We start from the raw sequence: 16198 nt of genomic DNA, 5'->3' as shown, positions 1-16198 counted from the left end.
CTAGCAAGTCTTGTGTTGCTAGTTTTTTTAATCCCATTCCTTATGGTATAATAAAAGCAGTTAAATGATTAGAAATAGACTCATGGAGGTTCTCATGGACAATATAATCGATGTATCAATTCCAGTTGCGGAAGTGGTGGATAAACATCCAGAAGTTTTAGATGTTTTGGTTGAGCTTGGTTTTAAACCTCTTGCAAATCCCTTGATGCGTAATACTGTAGGGCGAAAAGTTTCGCTCAAACAAGGCTCAAAGCTTGAAGGGACTCCTATGGATAAGATTGTGCGTACGCTTGAAGCAAATGGTTACGAAGTGATCGGGTTAGACTAATGACAGATGAACGTATTCATATCCTGAGGGATATTTTATTAGAATTGCATAATGGAGCCTCTCCAGAGTCCGTTCAGGAACGCTTTGATGCGACCTTTACTGGTGTATCAGCTATCGAGATTTCTCTTATGGAGCATGAGTTGATGAACTCGGACTCAGGCGTTACCTTTGAAGATGTCATGGAGCTATGTGATGTGCATGCCAATCTCTTTAAGAATGCTGTTAAGGGCGTAGAAGTTGAGGATACCGAGCATCCTGGTCACCCTGTGAGAGTCTTTAAGGATGAAAATCTAGCTCTCCGTGCTGCCTTGATTCGGGTCCGTAGATTGCTCTCGACTTATGAATCTGTGGACGATGAGGAAATGCTGGCGGAGATGCGCAAAGGCTTGGTACGTCAGATGGAGCTTGTTGGTCAATTTGATATTCACTACCAGCGCAAGGAAGAGCTCTTCTTTCCTATCATGGAACGTTATGGCCATGATTCACCTCCAAAGGTCATGTGGGGAGTGGATGACCAGATTAGGGATCTCTTTCAAACAGCCTTAGTGGCAACTAAGTCGCTCCCAGAAGTGCCAATTTCCGCTGTAAAGGAAGCTTTTGAAGCTTTTGCGACAGAGTTTGAAAGTATGATTTTTAAGGAAGAATCAATCCTACTCATGATTCTGCTTGAATCCTTTACCCAGGATGACTGGATTCAGATTGCTGAAGAAAGTGACGCTTATGGCTATGCCATTATCCGTCCGTCAGAGAAATGGATTCCAGAACGTCAACCTTTTGTTGAGGAAAAAAGTGTAGAAGAACCAACTCAGTCAGAAACTGTAGATGGACAGGTTCAACAAGTGATTGATACGCCAGATGGCCAGTTTACGATCACCTTTACCCCTAAGGAAAAGGAAGCAATACTGGATCGCAATAGCCAACAAGCTTTTGGAAATGGTTATCTTTCAGTTGAACAGGCCAATCTCATCCTCAATCATCTACCAATGGAGATTACCTTTGTGAATAAGGATGATATTTTTCAGTATTATAATGACAATACGCCAGCGGATGAAATGATTTTCAAACGGACACCGTCCCAAGTCGGGCGTAATGTTGAACTTTGTCATCCACCCAAGTACTTAGACAAGGTCAAGGCTATTATGAAAGGTCTTCGTGAAGGAGTCAAGGACAAATATGAGATGTGGTTTAAATCAGAATCACGTGGAAAGTTTGTCCATGTCACTTACGCTGCAGTACATGACGAAAACGGAGAATTTCAAGGTGTATTGGAGTATGTTCAGGATATTCAACCCTATCGTGAAATTGATAGCGACTTTTTCCGTGGAATAGAATAAGGAGAAGCAATGAGTTACGAACAAGAATTTATGCAAGAATTTGAAGCTTGGGTTAATACCCAGATCATGATCAACGATATGGCACACAAGGAAAGCCAAAAGGTCTATGAAGAAGATCAAGATGAGCGTGCTAAAGATGCCATGATTCGCTACGAGAGTCGTTTGGATGCCTACCAATTCTTACTTGGTAAGTTTAAAAACTTTAAGGCAGGCAAGGGATTTCATGATTTGCCAGAAGGCTTGTTTGGTGAGAGAAATTATTAATGTTGAGAAATTAGAAAGGGGGAGAGGAACTCCCTTTTTCATTGTTCCTTGAGCCTTTTTGTGTTACAATGTTAGCATGAAAACGAAAAATATTATTAAAACAGGCTTAGTCGTGGCAGGGCTTGGAGCACTTGCCTTTGGTGCTAAGAAAGTAGCTGATGATCACAAACTCATGAAGACACAGGAAGAGTTAACGGCTATTGTGCGTGACTATTTCTCAGAAATGGGTGAGATTGGGACTCTCTATGTCCAAGTATACGAAAGTAGCCTAGAACGTCTTGTTGGTGGTGTCATTTTTGAAGATGGTCGTCACTATACCTTCGTCTATGAAGATGAAGATCTCATCTATGAGGAGGAAGTTTTATGATTTCTCCTAAAAATATAGAAGAATTAGCAAATCTAGTAGAGCAGGATGGCAAGAAGGTCTTCCTTTTTGTTGCGGATTGGTGTGGCGATTGCCGTTATATCTATCCTGCCTTGCCAGAGATTGAAGAGGCAAATCCAGAGTTCGCTTTTATACGGGTAGACCGAGATGAGTACATGGAACTTGCTAAACTGTGGGATGTATACGGGATTCCAAGTCTTGTTGTTTTAGACAAGGACAAGGAGATTGGACGTTTTGTCAATCGTGACCGTAAAACCAAGGGACAAATCAATGACTTTTTAGCAAGTTTGAAATAGGAGAAAAGAATGATTTTTACATATAATAAAGAACATGTCGGTGACGTCCTTATGATCATCGTGAAAAACAGTGGTGATGCCAAGCTGGATGTTGAGCGTAAAGGTAATGTAGCGCGTGTTTTCCTAAAGGAAACTGGTCAAACTGTCGCATGGAATATCTTTGAGGTTTCTAGCTTATTCGAGATTGAAGAGCGTGGACAGGTCTTTTTAACTGACGAGCAAGTAGCACGTTTGAACCAAGAATTGCAGGCAGAAGGATTTACAGAAGAGATTATCAATGACAAGGAACCAAAATTTATCGTCGGTGAGATTGTAGAGATGGTTGCTCATCCAGATAGTGATCACCTCAATATTTGCCAAGTTGCTATCGGAAATGACAAGACAGTACAAATCGTTGCAGGAGCTCCCAATGCGCGTATCGGTTTAAAAACTATTGTTGCTCTTCCTGGAGCCATGATGCCAAAAGGCAATCTCATTTTCCCAGGGGAACTTCGTGGGAAAAAGAGCTTTGGTATGATGTGTAGTCCTCGTGAACTTGCCTTGCCAAATGCTCCCCAAAAACGTGGTGTCATTGAATTATCAGACGACCAGGTAGTTGGAACACCCTTTAACCCAGCTACACACTGGACTCGATTACCAACGACAACAGCGAATTGTTGAGTGTGTAACTTTGCTCGTGAAATCCTAGAAATCTTTTGGCGAAAGTTTTTTAAGTCTTGAATTGTGCACCTAGTTTGACAATTCAGGACAAATGAATAACCATGTCGCCCTACTAACGTTGAGGATAAATATTTATGCCTGATTTTGCTAAAATAGATAAAAAGTCTGTATATACTACGATCATTGGTTTGTTTCTAATGGCAGTATTGTCTTTGACAAAGATAATACCTGAACTTTCTTTGTCAGGTCTCACTGTACTGATTGGTATTCTCTTTTTCTTTGTTCTTGAACATTTTGATAAAAAATCACATATAGAATCAGGTTTGCGCTTTAAATCATTTTTCGATGATTTGAAAAAACAAGGGGTAATTCTTTTGGTCTTGCTTCCTGTAGGAACCGCTGCAGCAACTTTGCTTATCGGCGATATGATATTTAAGGGCGCTTTTGCTAGTCATATTTTGGGAAGAACGGATGGTATGTTATCCTTCGATAAAATACCGCTCCTTATGGTTCAAATAGTAATCGCAGCCTTGGGGGAAGAAATTGCATGGAGAGGTTTCTTTCTTGGTAAGTCAATGAGAATTATACCATTTTGGCTTTGTGCCATTCTATCTTCTTTATTGTTCGCGATAGCCCATATTTCTAGTGGAAGCGTTGGGCTTGTAAGCTACGATATTTTCATGATTTTTGTTGATAGTATCATCTATGCAATGATTTATAAAAAGTCTGGGAATTGTTTGATTTCTACACTTTCTCATATTCTTGGAAATGCAACAGGAATTCTTTTGCTAATGATGTATAGCTAGACAGATTTTAATGTTATCTATCTAATAAAGGATTTTCATTATAGGGAGGAAATGGTCACTATCAGCAAAAGAGGGCTAGATGACTTGATTTATAAAAGTAAGGAATCTTGCTAAAAACTTGAATAATAAAAAGCATTGTTTTGTACAGACCCCAAAAAGTTAGACAAGTAATTTATCCAAAGGATTTAGTTCTGTATTGCACAAGACTGAGTCCTTTTGCTATCTTTATAAGTTTTACATGATTTACTTGTGGTTTATCCTCATAATTTCCATAATGGCTATCGGTATTTTATCCCTTGGAGTAGTAGCTGGTATGGAAGGAAAACTTACGTTTGGTTTCTTTGTTTTATCTTTTTTAGGTGTAGTTCTATTTAGTTTCTATATTTTTAGTATTCTAAAAGAGATAAAGGAATTAAAGCAAATAAAAGGTAAGTGAATAGATAGACGTAATCTAATTTGAATTGTCTTTATCTGGGCTATACATCCGTATCTTGAACAGGTTACTAAAAAGTTACTAAAATTTGAAAAATGAGTCTATTTTGAAAGATTCAAAAGTCCTAAAACCCTAAAACCCTATTAAATTAAGGATATAAGATTTAAAAAGTGTATTCATAGAACTGTTTAATCACTAAAAGTGATTTATGATCTTTGACAGAGGGAAATAAGATGGCAAAAAATGTAGTCATTACAGGTGCAACATCAGGTATCGGTGAAGCCATTGCGCGTGCATATCTAGAAAAAGGTGAGAATGTTGTACTCACAGGGCGTCGAACAGAAAGACTCGAGGTTCTAAAAAACGAGTTTACAGAAGCCTTTCCAAATCAAAAAGTCTGGACCTTTCCGTTAGATGTTACGGATATGAGCATGGTAAAAACTGTTTGTTCAGAAATTTTAGAAACTGTTGGTCAGGTTGATATCTTGGTCAATAATGCTGGACTGGCTCTAGGTTTATCGCCTTATCAGGACTATGAAGAGTTGGATATGTTGACCATGCTAGATACCAATGTCAAGGGTTTAATGGCTGTTACTCGTTGTCTCTTACCTTCCATGGTAGCAACTAATCAAGGACATATTATCAATATGGGGTCTACTGCAGGTATATACGCATATGCTGGAGCAGCGGTCTATTCAGCAACCAAGGCTGCAGTCAAAACTTTTTCAAATGGGCTTCGGATTGACACCATTGCGACAGATATCAAGGTGACCACTATTCAGCCAGGAATTGTAGAAACTGATTTTTCAAAAGTCCGTTTCCATGGAGATGAAGCACGGGCGGCGTCAGTCTATCAGGGACTCGAAGCTTTGCAGGCGCAAGATATCGCAGATACTGTCGTTTATGTGACCAGTCAACCATGACGAGTACAAATCACAGATATGACTATCATGGCCAATCAACAAGCAACTGGATTTATGATTCATAGAGATTAATATTATTAAAAAAGTTACAAATCTTGTAACTTTTTTTCTTTTCCTTCGAATAGATAAGTAGGAGGATGAAAAATGTATAATAAAGTTATTCTGATCGGACGTTTAACGTCTACACCAGAGTTGCACAAAACCAACAACGACAAGTCTGTAGCCCGTGCGACTATTGCTATTAATCGTCGTTTCAAGGACCAAAATGGGGAACGTGAAGCTGACTTCATTAACATTGTTGTCTGGGGGAAACTTGCTGAAACTTTGGCTAGCTATGCAAGCAAAGGTAGTCTCATTTCTGTAGACGGGGAGCTTCGTACCCGTAAGTTCGAGAAGAATGGTCAGATCAACTATGTGACCGAAGTTCTCGCCACAGGCTTCCAACTTTTAGAAAGTCGTGCCCAACGTGCTATGCGTGAAAATAATGCTGGCCAAGATCTAGCAGATTTGGTTTTGGAAGAGGAGGAACTTCCCTTCTAAAACGATAGGAGTTTGAGAGCTTTCTCGAACTCTTTTTATGCTATAATCAGACTTTTTCCTTGACTATTTTTGACCAAGTGATACAATAGAACTATGGTTTAGCACTCATATACAAAGAGTGCTAACAATATGATTATCTCATGGAGGAAAGCAGATGTTGAAACCATTAGGCGACCGTGTGGTCTTAAAAATTGAAGAAAAAGAACAAACTGTTGGGGGATTTGTCCTCGCAAAATCAGCCCAAGAAGAAACGAAAACAGCTACTGTAGTGGCTACTGGACAGGGTGTTCGTACCTTGAGCGGTGAGTTAGTCGCTCCAAGTGTAAAAGCTGGAGATCAGGTTTTAGTTGAAGCTCATGCGGGTATTGATGTTAAAGATGGGGATGAAAAATACCTCATCGTGGGTGAAGCTAGTATCTTGGCAATCGTTGAAGAATAATAGGAGAAAGTAAGTATGGCAAAAGACATTAAATTTTCATCTGATGCACGTTCAGCTATGGTTCGAGGTGTTGATATCCTAGCTGATACTGTTAAAGTAACCTTGGGACCTAAAGGTCGTAACGTTGTTCTTGAAAAATCATTCGGTTCACCATTGATTACCAATGATGGTGTAACAATCGCAAAAGAAATCGAATTGGAAGACCATTTTGAAAATATGGGTGCCAAATTGGTATCAGAAGTAGCTTCTAAAACCAATGATATTGCGGGTGACGGGACAACAACTGCAACTGTCTTAACTCAAGCAATTGTTCGTGAAGGGATCAAGAACGTTACTGCTGGAGCAAACCCAATTGGTATCCGCCGAGGGATTGAAGCAGCGGTTGCAACTGCTGTAGAAGCCTTGAAGAACAATGCCATTCCTGTTGCTAACAAAGAAGCGATTGCGCAGGTCGCTGCCGTTTCATCTCGTTCTGAAAAAGTTGGTGAGTACATCTCTGAAGCCATGGAAAAAGTTGGTAAAGATGGAGTTATCACTATTGAAGAATCACGTGGTATGGAAACAGAGCTTGAAGTTGTAGAAGGAATGCAATTTGACCGTGGTTATCTATCTCAGTACATGGTTACTGATAATGAAAAAATGGTTGCAGACCTTGAAAATCCATACATTTTAATTACTGACAAGAAAATTTCAAATATCCAAGAAATCTTGCCACTTCTAGAAAGTATTCTTCAAAGCAGTCGTCCGCTCTTGATTATTGCAGATGATGTTGATGGTGAAGCTCTTCCAACTCTTGTTTTGAACAAGATTCGTGGAACTTTCAACGTAGTTGCTGTTAAGGCTCCTGGTTTCGGTGACCGTCGTAAAGCGATGTTGGAAGATATTGCGATTTTGACAGGTGGAACTGTTATTACCGAAGACCTTGGTCTTGAGTTAAAAGATGCAACCATCGAAGCTTTAGGTCAAGCAGCGAGAGTGACTGTAGATAAAGATAGCACTGTTATTGTAGAAGGCGCAGGTAATCCTGAAGCAATTGCTAACCGTGTCGCTGTCATCAAGTCTCAAATCGAAACAACAACTTCAGAATTCGACCGAGAAAAACTCCAAGAACGCTTGGCTAAATTATCAGGTGGAGTAGCAGTTATCAAGGTCGGTGCTGCAACTGAAACTGAATTGAAAGAAATGAAACTCCGCATCGAAGATGCCCTTAACGCTACCCGTGCAGCAGTGGAAGAAGGTATTGTTGCAGGTGGTGGTACTGCCTTAGTGAATGTCATTCCAGCTGTTGAAGCTTTAGAATTGACAGGTGATGAAGCAACAGGACGTAGTATTGTTCTTCGTGCCTTGGAAGAACCAGTTCGCCAAATTGCCTACAATGCAGGCTATGAAGGTTCAATCGTTATCGATCGTTTGAAAAATGCAGAGCTTGGAACTGGCTTCAACGCTGCGACAGGTGAATGGGTGAACATGATTGAAGCAGGTATTATCGATCCTGTTAAGGTTAGCCGTTCAGCCCTTCAAAACGCAGCTTCAGTTGCAAGTCTTATCTTGACAACAGAAGCAGTTGTGGCTAACAAGCCAGAACCGGTAGCACCAGCTCCAGCTATAGATCCTTCAATGATGGGTGGTTACTAATAAATAAAAACAGGTAGAAATCATGATTTCTACCTGTTTCTTTTGAATCACTTAAAAAGAGGGAGCACAGCTTCCTCTTTTTTATCTGAAAATGTTATGGTTTGATAACTTCAGCTCCACCCATGTATGGACGAAGGACTTCAGGAATAGTAACAGAACCATCTTCGTTTTGATAGTTTTCAAGAATAGCAGCAACGGTACGTCCAACAGCAAGTCCAGAACCGTTCAAGGTGTGGAGAAGTTTAACCTTACCATCGGCTTCATCACGGTAACGGATTTGGGCACGACGTGCTTGGAAATCTTCTGTATTTGAACAGCTTGAGATTTCGCGGTAGGTATTTTGCGCTGGAATCCAAACTTCCAAGTCGTAAGTCTTGGCAGCTGAGAAGCCCATATCTCCTGTAGAAAGAGCAACTACACGGTATGGCAAGTTGAGCTTTTGAAGGATGTTTTCAGCGTTGGCTGTCATTTTCTCCAATTCTTCATATGACTCTTCAGGTTTAGCAAATTTCACCATTTCTACCTTGTGGAATTGGTGCAAACGAATCAAACCGCGAGTATCGCGACCAGCAGAACCAGCTTCAGAACGGAATGATGGACTCATAGCAGTAAAGTAGATTGGCAGTTCCTTACCATCAATAATTTCATCACGGTAGTAGTTCGTCAAAGGAACTTCAGCTGTAGGAATGAGGACATAGTTGGTATCGCTGAGCTCAAAAGTATCTTCCTTGAATTTTGGATATTGACCAGTACCAAACATAGAGTCATGGTTAACCATGTAAGGGGTGATGACTTCAGTATAACCTTCTTTTCCGTGTTCATCTAGCATAAAGTTGTAGATGGCACGTTCCAAGCGAGCTCCGAGGCCTTTATAGAAGAGGAAACGAGCTCCAGTGACTTTTCCACCACGTTCCCAGTCAAGAATACCAAGGTCTTCTCCGAGATCCCAGTGGGCTTTTGGTTCAAAGTCAAACTCACGAGGAGTTCCCCAACGGCGAACTTCTACGTTATCATTTTCGTCTGCCCCAATAGGAACACTGTCAGCTGGGATGTTTGGAAGAGTAGTGGTAAATTCTGTCAATTTAGCATCGATTTCAGCTAATTCTGCATCTAGTGCTTTGACTTCGGCAGATAGGGTTTGCATGGCAGCAATCTTATCATCGGCATTTTCCTTGTTGCGCTTAGCTTGGGCGATTTCAGCAGAAACCGTGTTACGCTCTGCCTTGAGGGTTTCAACCTTAACCAAGATGTCACGACGTTTAGCATCGATTTCTTTCATCTCGTTCAAGATAGCAGCGTCTACACCACGTGTAGCCAATTTTTCTGCGACAGCATCAAAGTCTGTACGAATACGTTTGATATCTAGCATATAAACTCCTTTATGAAAAAAGCACACCTGACAAAGCGTTGGAGTGGCAGAGCCACGGTTCCATCCAACTTCACAGGTGTGCACTTGATTCTGTATTTGATTTAAAACAACGGTAGAATTTCACCTATCTCTCCTATCTGCTCGCAGCATCCGCAGACTTTCTGGAAGAAGAGGATAACCTACTTATCCGTTTCTATGATTATACTAAACTTTCTATTTTTTTGCAAATAGATTTTTGATTTTACGACCGATGATTTGGAGTAAGGTTGGAAGCTTCACAACCTTTTCATTTCCGATTTTTTCCCGAGCAATTTTAAGAATTTTTCCGGAGTCTTTTGAGGCAAAGAGGAATTTTCCTTGGTCTGTAAAAACTTCAAAATGACGACTAACCTTACGGCCTGAAACGTTGGCTCCGATTTGATTAACGCTAGACCATGGGATTTGAATATAATCCTCAATATTGCGATCTGAGTAAAACTCCAAGGCTTGGTCTCCTACCAAAAATTTTCCAACTTTTCCTTGTATAGAGAGGTAAGAAGTTCCAGTAGTTTGTAAATCAACGACTTTATTGAGAGATTGTGCCATGTTTAGTCTTCCTTACTTTCACCGAAAAATGCTTGGTAGAGAGCCTTAAGAGCCGCTTTTTCTTGGTCTTTGTGGACAACGAACATGATAGAAACTTCACTAGAACCTTGTGACATCATTTGAATGTTGATATTGTTTTCAGATAAGGCACGAGTGGCTGTAGCAGTTACCCCGATATGGCGCTTCATTTTTTCGCCAACAATCATGATGATAGACAGGTCATGTTCGATTTCAGCATGGTCAACTTCAGCTTTTTGAACAAGTTGACGGAGGATTTCTTCCTCTTTGATTGGTGTAAGCTCGCGCTCACGAAGGATGATAGAAAGGTCATCGATACCTGTAGGCATGTGTTCCCAACCAATATTCAGGTCTTCTAGAATTTGAAGTACTTTACGACCAAAACCAACTTCGCGGTTCATCAGGTACTTAGACATATTGATGCTGACAAAACCAGAATCACCAGCAATCCCCACTACTGGGAATTCATCACTGCTGTGTTTCAGAACGATGCGAGTACCTGGATGGTCAGGATTATTGGTATTTTTGATAACAAGAGGGATTTTTCCGCGGTAGGCTGGAAGGAGTGCTTCGTCATGTAGTACAGAGAAACCTGCATAGGCCAATTCCCGCATTTCACGGTAAGTCAATTCAGGGATTGAGTGTGGCTTGTGAATGATACCAGGGTGTGCAGCAAAAATTCCGTCAACATCAGTAAAGTTTTCATAAAGGTCAGCTTTAACTCCAGCTGCGATAATTGAACCAGTAATATCAGATCCACCACGAGAGAAGGTACAGATTTGATTCTCTTTAGTCACACCGAAGAATCCCGGAATAACCAGAACTTCAGTTCCATTATTGAGCTCTTCGATTTTGTCATAACTTGAAGGAATGATGCGAGCATTTCCAGGTTCGCTTGTAACAACAATACCAGCCTCTCGTGGATGAACATAGCGAGATTCTAATCCATTTTGGTTAAAGTAAGCTGCAATGAGTTTAGCGTTGTTATTTTCCCCTGCAGCAAGGAAGGTATCGTAAAGAAATTCATTGTTTTCAATTGGAAGGGTAGCAAGAGTTCGGATGCTTTTAGAGATTCGTTCTAAAACAGCTGGTTTAAGTCCTAGTTCGCTAACCATTGCAGCGTAACGATCGATAATCCAATTTTGACTAGCACTGATATCATTCCCTGCTACATAATCACGATAATATTTAATCAAAGCATCCGTAACCTTGGTATCTTTAGCATCGCGCTTTCCTGGTGCAGATACAACTACAAAACGATGTTCAGGGTCACTTTTTACAATGTTTAAAACCTTTTTCAATTGGCTTGCAGAGGCGAGTGAACTTCCTCCAAATTTTACAACCTTCATAAGAACTCCTCAGTTAGTATTTTATACGATTATAGCAAAAAGAAGGGCTTTTTTCAATCTACAATAGGAAAGGCTACATCTTATTAGAGGTCTGGACCTGATTAGCTTAACTTAGTTATTTTTAGTATAGAAAAGACCCTTTAAAAATCGGCTGATACACTTTTATACATTTTTTGCTTGTATAACTAAAAAGAAAAAGATATACTTTGAAGATAAAATAATTTAATCAGCTTTTTAAATTAAAGGAGTGGCTATGAATCATATTATCTTTCAAATTCAAGACGATTTAGCGGTGATTACTTTAAATCGTCCCGAGGTGGCAAATGGTTTCCATATTCCTATGTGTGAAGAAATTTTAGGAGCACTGGAATTAGCTGAAAAAGACGATTCTGTTTCATTTATTCTCATCAATGCTGCTGGTAAGGTGTTTTCTGTTGGTGGCGATTTAGTTGAAATGAAGCGTGCTGTTGATGAGGATGATATTGCTTCCTTAACTCGAATTGCTGAATTGGTCAATACTATTTCATATAAGATTAAACAGATTCCTAAACCTGTTATCATGGAGGTGGATGGAGCAGTTGCTGGAGCTGCAGCTAATATGGCCTTGGCAGTTGATTTTTGTATCGCATCTGACAAGTCTAAATTTATCCAGGCTTTTGTAGGTGTAGGATTGGCTCCTGACGCGGGTGGCTTATTCTTGCTTACAAGATCGCTCGGTGCAACTAGAGCAACTCAATTAGCTATGACTGGAGAAGCTTTCACCGCTGAAAAAGCAATGGAGGCAGGAGTTCTATATCGCCTATGTACTAGTGAACAATTAGAAAAAACAAGAGAACAATTATTGAAGAAGTTGAGACGTGGTTCTTCAAATTCTTATGCAGCAATTAAGAAGCTTGTTTGGGAGAGTGAGTTCAAGCAGTGGCATGAATATGCTCAACTTGAATTGGAGCTACAAAAATCACTATCCTATACGGAAGATTTTAAAGAAGGTGTTCGGGCACATTCTGAAAGAAGACGTCCAAAATTTGTCGGGAAATAAAAAATACTTGCACTATTTTTTGAAGTTTGATATACTTTTTTTGTCAAATGTTTTGATTATTAAACTTTTTTTGGTAAAGGAGGGAAGAGAAATGGACTACCAACAAGTCAATGACTATTTAACATCAATTTTTAACAACGTCCTAGTGATCGAGGAAGTAAGTTTGCGAGGTAGTCGTTTCAAAGACATCTCTATCAAAGAAATGCACACGATTGATGTTATCGGTAAGTATCCAGAAGTGACTCCAAGTCAGGTGTCCAAAGAGTTGATGGTAACTCTAGGGACTGTGACAACGAGTTTAAATAATTTGGAACGAAAAGGATACATCGAACGTATCCGTTCAGATCAAGATCGTCGTGTAGTACATCTGCATTTGACAAAGAAAGGTCGCCTCGTTCATCGTCTTCATAAACGTTTCCATAAGGCCATGGTCGAAAGAATTATCGAGGGCATGAGTCCTGAAGAGATTGAAGTTATGGGAAAAGGGTTGACTAATCTTTATCACTTTTTGGAGGATTTGAAGTAATGGCTTTTGCAAAAATAAGCCAGGTCGCTCATTATGCTCCAGAGCAGATTATCACTAACGAAGACTTGGCTCAGGTCATGGATACAAGTGATGAATGGATTTCAAGTCGGACAGGGATTAAAGAACGTCATATTTCTAAAACAGAATCAACAGGAGATTTGGCTACAGAGGTTGCAAGACAACTTATAGAGAAGGCAGGAATTTCTGCTGAAGAGCTAGATTTCATCATTATAGCGACGATGACACCTGACTCGATGATGCCTTCAACCGCAGCTCGTGTTCAGGCAAAGATTGGCGCTCATAAGGCTTTTGCCTATGATTTAACAGCTGCTTGTAGTGGATTTGTTTTTGCCCTATCGACTGCAGAAAAGTTCATTTCTTCAGGAACATATCGTAAGGGGCTGGTTATCGGTAGTGAGACCATGTCAAAATCTTTGGATTGGTCTGACCGCTCGACAGCTGTCTTGTTCGGAGATGGAGCTGGTGGTGTACTACTTGAGGCAAGTGACCAAAAACATTTCTTAGTTGAAAGTCTCAATAGCGATGGTTCTCGTGGTGAGTGTCTCACTTATGGACAGACAGGATTGATTTCACCATTTTCGATTCAAGAAGAACCAGATGTTTTCTTGAAAATGGATGGGAGAGCAGTTTTTGACTTTGCAATTCGAGACGTGGCTAAATCTATTAAACAGACCATCGAAAAAAGTCCAATATCAGCAGATGAACTCGATTATCTCTTGCTTCATCAAGCTAATATTCGAATTTTAGATAAGATGGCTAGAAAAATCGGTGTCGATCGTGACAAGCTTCCTGCTAATATGATGAAGTATGGAAATACTAGTGCGGCAAGTATCCCGATTTTACTTTCTGAGTGTGTAGAAGAAGGGCTCATCCATTTGGATGGTAGCCAAAAAATTCTCTTGTCAGGTTTCGGTGGAGGTTTGACATGGGGCACACTTATTGTTACAATTTAGGTAATCATGTGGTGATCACATTGTTATAAAAAACTATTTATTTTAAAGGAGTCTATCATGGCAGTATTTGAAAAAGTACAAGAAATTATCGTTGAAGAACTTGGAAAAGATGCATCAGAAGTAACACTTGAATCTACTTTTGATGATTTGGATGCAGATTCATTGGACTTGTTCCAAGTAATCTCAGAAATCGAAGACGCTTTTGATATCCAAATCGAAGCTGAAGACAACTTGAAAACAGTTGGCGACTTGGTTGCTTACGTTGAAGAGCAAACTAAATAATTAGAATAAATAAAGAAGGAGTAGGGGAGACCCGCTCCCTCTTGTTTAGGTAATAGTTTGACCGTCAAATTATAATAAAGTCGAACTATTACGTAAGCAAGACTTATGGAGGCAATATGAAAACACGTATCACTGAACTATTAAATATTAAATATCCTATCTTCCAAGGTGGAATGGCCTGGGTAGCAGATGGCGATTTGGCTGGCTCTGTTTCAAAAGCTGGTGGTCTCGGTATCATTGGTGGAGGAAACGCACCTAAAGAAGTGGTTAAAGCCAACATCGATAAAATTAAATCTTTAACAGACAAGCCTTTTGGTGTCAACATCATGCTCTTGTCTCCATTTGTTGATGATATTGTGGACCTTGTGATTGAAGAAGGGGTTAAGGTAGTCACAACTGGTGCAGGAAACCCAAGTAAATATATGGAGCGATTTCATGAAGCAGGAATCACCGTTATTCCTGTAGTTCCTAGCGTAGCTTTGGCTAAACGTATGGAAAAAATCGGTGCAGATGCTGTTATTTGTGAAGGTATGGAAGCCGGTGGACACATTGGTAAATTAACAACCATGACCTTGGTTCGTCAAGTTGCGACGGCTGTTTCAATTCCTGTTATCGCTGCAGGTGGTATTGCAGACGGTGAGGGAGCTGCTGCTGGATTTATGCTTGGTGCGGAAGCTGTGCAAGTAGGAACTCGTTTTGTAGTTGCTAAAGAATCAAATGCTCATCCAAACTACAAAGCTAAGATTTTAAAGGCTCGTGATATTGATACAACTATTTCAGCACAACATTTTGGTCACGCAGTTCGTGCCATCAAAAATCAATTGACTCGTGATTTCGAGCAAGCTGAAAAAGATGCCTTTAAACAAGAAAATCCAGACTTAGAAATCTTTGAACAAATGGGTGCAGGAGCTTTGGCCAAGGCTGTTGTCCATGGTGATGTAGATGGCGGTTCAGTAATGGCCGGCCAGATTGCAGGTTTGGTATCTAAAGAAGAAACAGTTGAAGAAATCTTAAAAGATATCTACTATGGTGCAGCTGAGAAAATTCAAAAAGAAGCCGCTCGTTGGGCAGGAGTTACAAGAAATGACTAAAACAGCCTTTCTATTTGCAGGTCAAGGAGCCCAGTACCTTGGAATGGGACGTGAACTATACGACCAATATGCTATCGTCAAGGAAACAATCGATCAAGCTAGCCAGGTCTTAGGTTATGATCTTCGTGACTTGATTGATAACGATGAAACGAAGCTAAATCAGACTCGTTACACACAACCAGCTATTTTGGCTACATCCGTTGCCATTTACCGACTACTAAAGGAGAAGGGTTACCAACCAGATATAGTGGCAGGCCTGTCTCTTGGTGAATATTCTGCCCTTGTAGCTAGTGGTGCCTTGGATTTTGAAGATGCAGTGGCTCTAGTTGCTAAACGTGGGGCTTATATGGAAGAAGCGGCACCTGCAGGGTCTGGTAAAATGGTAGCCGTACTCAATACTCCAGTTGAAGTTATTGAACAAGCTTGTCAAGAAGCTTCTCAACTTGGAGTTGTGACTCCAGCTAACTACAATACCCCAAGCCAAATTGTTATTGGTGGTGAGGTGGTTGCTGTGGATCGTGCAGTTGAACTCTTGCAAGAAGCAGGAGCAAAACGCTTAATTCCGCTAAATGTTTCTGGACCTTTCCATACAGCTTTATTGGAATCTGCTAGTCAAAAATTAGCTCAAGTCCTAGAAGATGTTGAGTTTAATGACTTTGCTTGTCCACTTGTTGGTAATACAGAAGCAAAGGTCATGGAAAAAGAACGAATTGCAGAACTCTTGACTCGTCAAGTTAAGGAACCTGTGCGTTTCTATGAAAGCATTGCTCTTATGCAAGAAGCTGGTGTGACTCGTTTTATCGAAATTGGTCCTGGGAAAGTCTTGTCAGGATTTGTTAAAAAGATTGATAAAACTGCTCAACTTGCAAATGTGGAAGATCAAGCAAGTTTACAAGCACTCTTAGAAAATTAGATCAGGATG

Annotated in this window: 20 protein-coding genes and 1 pseudogene; 18 read left to right on the top strand and 3 right to left on the bottom strand. The window is 40.3% G+C overall.

Features of this window, described 5'->3' with window-relative positions; genetic code table 11:
• Positions 1-94 precede the first annotated feature (94 nt).
• The 12 genes and pseudogenes from M1F91_RS04395 (at position 95) to groL (ending at position 8043) form a co-directional block, all read left to right on the top strand.
• Positions 95-328 (top strand): DUF1858 domain-containing protein, encoded by a 234-nt coding sequence (locus tag M1F91_RS04395; protein ID WP_006151852.1) that lies wholly within the window; start codon positions 95-97, stop codon positions 326-328.
• Positions 328-1662 carry a DUF438 domain-containing protein gene (locus M1F91_RS04390; RefSeq protein WP_247912789.1) on the top strand — a complete coding sequence of 445 codons (1335 nt, stop codon included), beginning with the start codon at positions 328-330 and terminating at the stop codon, positions 1660-1662. Before M1F91_RS04395 ends, M1F91_RS04390 begins: the two co-directional genes overlap by 1 nt.
• 9 nt (positions 1663-1671) lie before the next feature.
• Complete coding sequence (locus M1F91_RS04385; RefSeq protein ID WP_247912788.1) at positions 1672-1926, top strand: DUF1912 family protein; 255 nt, start codon at positions 1672-1674, stop codon at positions 1924-1926.
• Between the two features lie 76 nt (positions 1927-2002).
• Complete coding sequence (locus tag M1F91_RS04380) at positions 2003-2293, top strand: DUF4651 domain-containing protein (RefSeq protein ID WP_024053819.1); 291 nt, start codon at positions 2003-2005, stop codon at positions 2291-2293.
• On the top strand, positions 2290-2607 hold the full coding sequence (locus M1F91_RS04375) for a thioredoxin family protein (protein WP_247912787.1): 318 nt from the start codon (positions 2290-2292) through the stop codon (positions 2605-2607). Before M1F91_RS04380 ends, M1F91_RS04375 begins: the two co-directional genes overlap by 4 nt.
• A 9-nt stretch (positions 2608-2616) precedes the next feature.
• A complete protein-coding gene (ytpR, locus tag M1F91_RS04370; protein WP_247912786.1) occupies positions 2617-3267 on the top strand; it encodes a YtpR family tRNA-binding protein in 651 nt (216 codons plus the stop codon).
• A 134-nt stretch (positions 3268-3401) separates the two neighbouring features.
• On the top strand, positions 3402-4073 hold the full coding sequence (locus tag M1F91_RS04365; RefSeq protein WP_070460536.1) for a type II CAAX endopeptidase family protein: 672 nt from the start codon (positions 3402-3404) through the stop codon (positions 4071-4073).
• A 274-nt stretch (positions 4074-4347) separates the two neighbouring features.
• On the top strand, positions 4348-4509 hold the full coding sequence (locus M1F91_RS04360; protein ID WP_247912785.1) for a histidine kinase: 162 nt from the start codon (positions 4348-4350) through the stop codon (positions 4507-4509).
• A gap of 230 nt (positions 4510-4739) precedes the next feature.
• Positions 4740-5501 (top strand): annotated as a pseudogene (locus M1F91_RS04355) (SDR family NAD(P)-dependent oxidoreductase).
• Between the two features lie 72 nt (positions 5502-5573).
• Positions 5574-5969, top strand: coding sequence for a single-stranded DNA-binding protein (locus M1F91_RS04350; protein WP_247912784.1), 396 nt, complete (start codon positions 5574-5576; stop codon positions 5967-5969).
• Positions 5970-6123: 154 nt separating this feature from the next.
• Positions 6124-6408 carry a co-chaperone GroES gene (gene groES, locus M1F91_RS04345; protein ID WP_247912783.1) on the top strand — a complete coding sequence of 95 codons (285 nt, stop codon included), beginning with the start codon at positions 6124-6126 and terminating at the stop codon, positions 6406-6408.
• Positions 6409-6423: 15 nt separating this feature from the next.
• Positions 6424-8043, top strand: a complete 1620-nt coding sequence (gene groL / locus M1F91_RS04340) for a chaperonin GroEL (RefSeq protein WP_247912782.1) — start codon at positions 6424-6426, stop codon at positions 8041-8043.
• 94 nt (positions 8044-8137) lie between these two features.
• Here the strand turns inward: groL and serS are convergent, their stop codons facing one another.
• The 3 genes from serS to M1F91_RS04325 form a co-directional block, all read right to left on the bottom strand.
• A complete protein-coding gene (serS, locus tag M1F91_RS04335) occupies positions 8138-9412 on the bottom strand; it encodes a serine--tRNA ligase (RefSeq protein ID WP_247912781.1) in 1275 nt (424 codons plus the stop codon).
• 213 nt (positions 9413-9625) lie between these two features.
• On the bottom strand, positions 9626-9997 hold the full coding sequence (locus M1F91_RS04330) for a DUF956 family protein (protein ID WP_004251868.1): 372 nt from the start codon (positions 9995-9997) through the stop codon (positions 9626-9628).
• Between the two features lie 2 nt (positions 9998-9999).
• The gene (locus M1F91_RS04325; protein WP_247912780.1) at positions 10000-11364 is read right to left on the bottom strand and encodes an aspartate kinase; all 1365 of its coding nucleotides are present in this window, start codon (positions 11362-11364) and stop codon (positions 10000-10002) included.
• A 253-nt stretch (positions 11365-11617) separates the two neighbouring features.
• Between M1F91_RS04325 and M1F91_RS04320 the strand changes: the two genes are divergently transcribed.
• From M1F91_RS04320 to fabD, 6 genes are all read left to right on the top strand, one after another.
• Positions 11618-12403 carry an enoyl-CoA hydratase gene (locus M1F91_RS04320; RefSeq protein WP_247912779.1) on the top strand — a complete coding sequence of 262 codons (786 nt, stop codon included), beginning with the start codon at positions 11618-11620 and terminating at the stop codon, positions 12401-12403.
• A gap of 91 nt (positions 12404-12494) precedes the next feature.
• Positions 12495-12929, top strand: coding sequence for a MarR family transcriptional regulator (locus tag M1F91_RS04315; protein ID WP_004251873.1), 435 nt, complete (start codon positions 12495-12497; stop codon positions 12927-12929).
• Positions 12929-13903 carry a beta-ketoacyl-ACP synthase III gene (locus M1F91_RS04310; RefSeq protein WP_247912778.1) on the top strand — a complete coding sequence of 325 codons (975 nt, stop codon included), beginning with the start codon at positions 12929-12931 and terminating at the stop codon, positions 13901-13903. The genes M1F91_RS04315 and M1F91_RS04310 overlap by 1 nt, the downstream gene beginning before the upstream one ends.
• Before the next feature lie 57 nt (positions 13904-13960).
• Positions 13961-14185 carry an acyl carrier protein gene (locus M1F91_RS04305; RefSeq protein WP_000257840.1) on the top strand — a complete coding sequence of 75 codons (225 nt, stop codon included), beginning with the start codon at positions 13961-13963 and terminating at the stop codon, positions 14183-14185.
• 116 nt (positions 14186-14301) lie between these two features.
• Positions 14302-15276, top strand: a complete 975-nt coding sequence (gene fabK / locus M1F91_RS04300) for an enoyl-[acyl-carrier-protein] reductase FabK (protein ID WP_247912777.1) — start codon at positions 14302-14304, stop codon at positions 15274-15276.
• The gene (gene fabD / locus M1F91_RS04295) at positions 15269-16189 is read left to right on the top strand and encodes an ACP S-malonyltransferase (protein ID WP_247912776.1); all 921 of its coding nucleotides are present in this window, start codon (positions 15269-15271) and stop codon (positions 16187-16189) included. The genes fabK and fabD overlap by 8 nt, the downstream gene beginning before the upstream one ends.
• Positions 16190-16198 lie beyond the last annotated feature (9 nt).

Source organism: Streptococcus sp. oral taxon 431 (genome assembly GCF_023110115.1).
Taxonomy (GTDB): domain Bacteria; phylum Bacillota; class Bacilli; order Lactobacillales; family Streptococcaceae; genus Streptococcus.
Note: the sequence above shows the minus strand (reverse complement) of the source record. Positions and strands in the feature narration are given on the sequence as shown.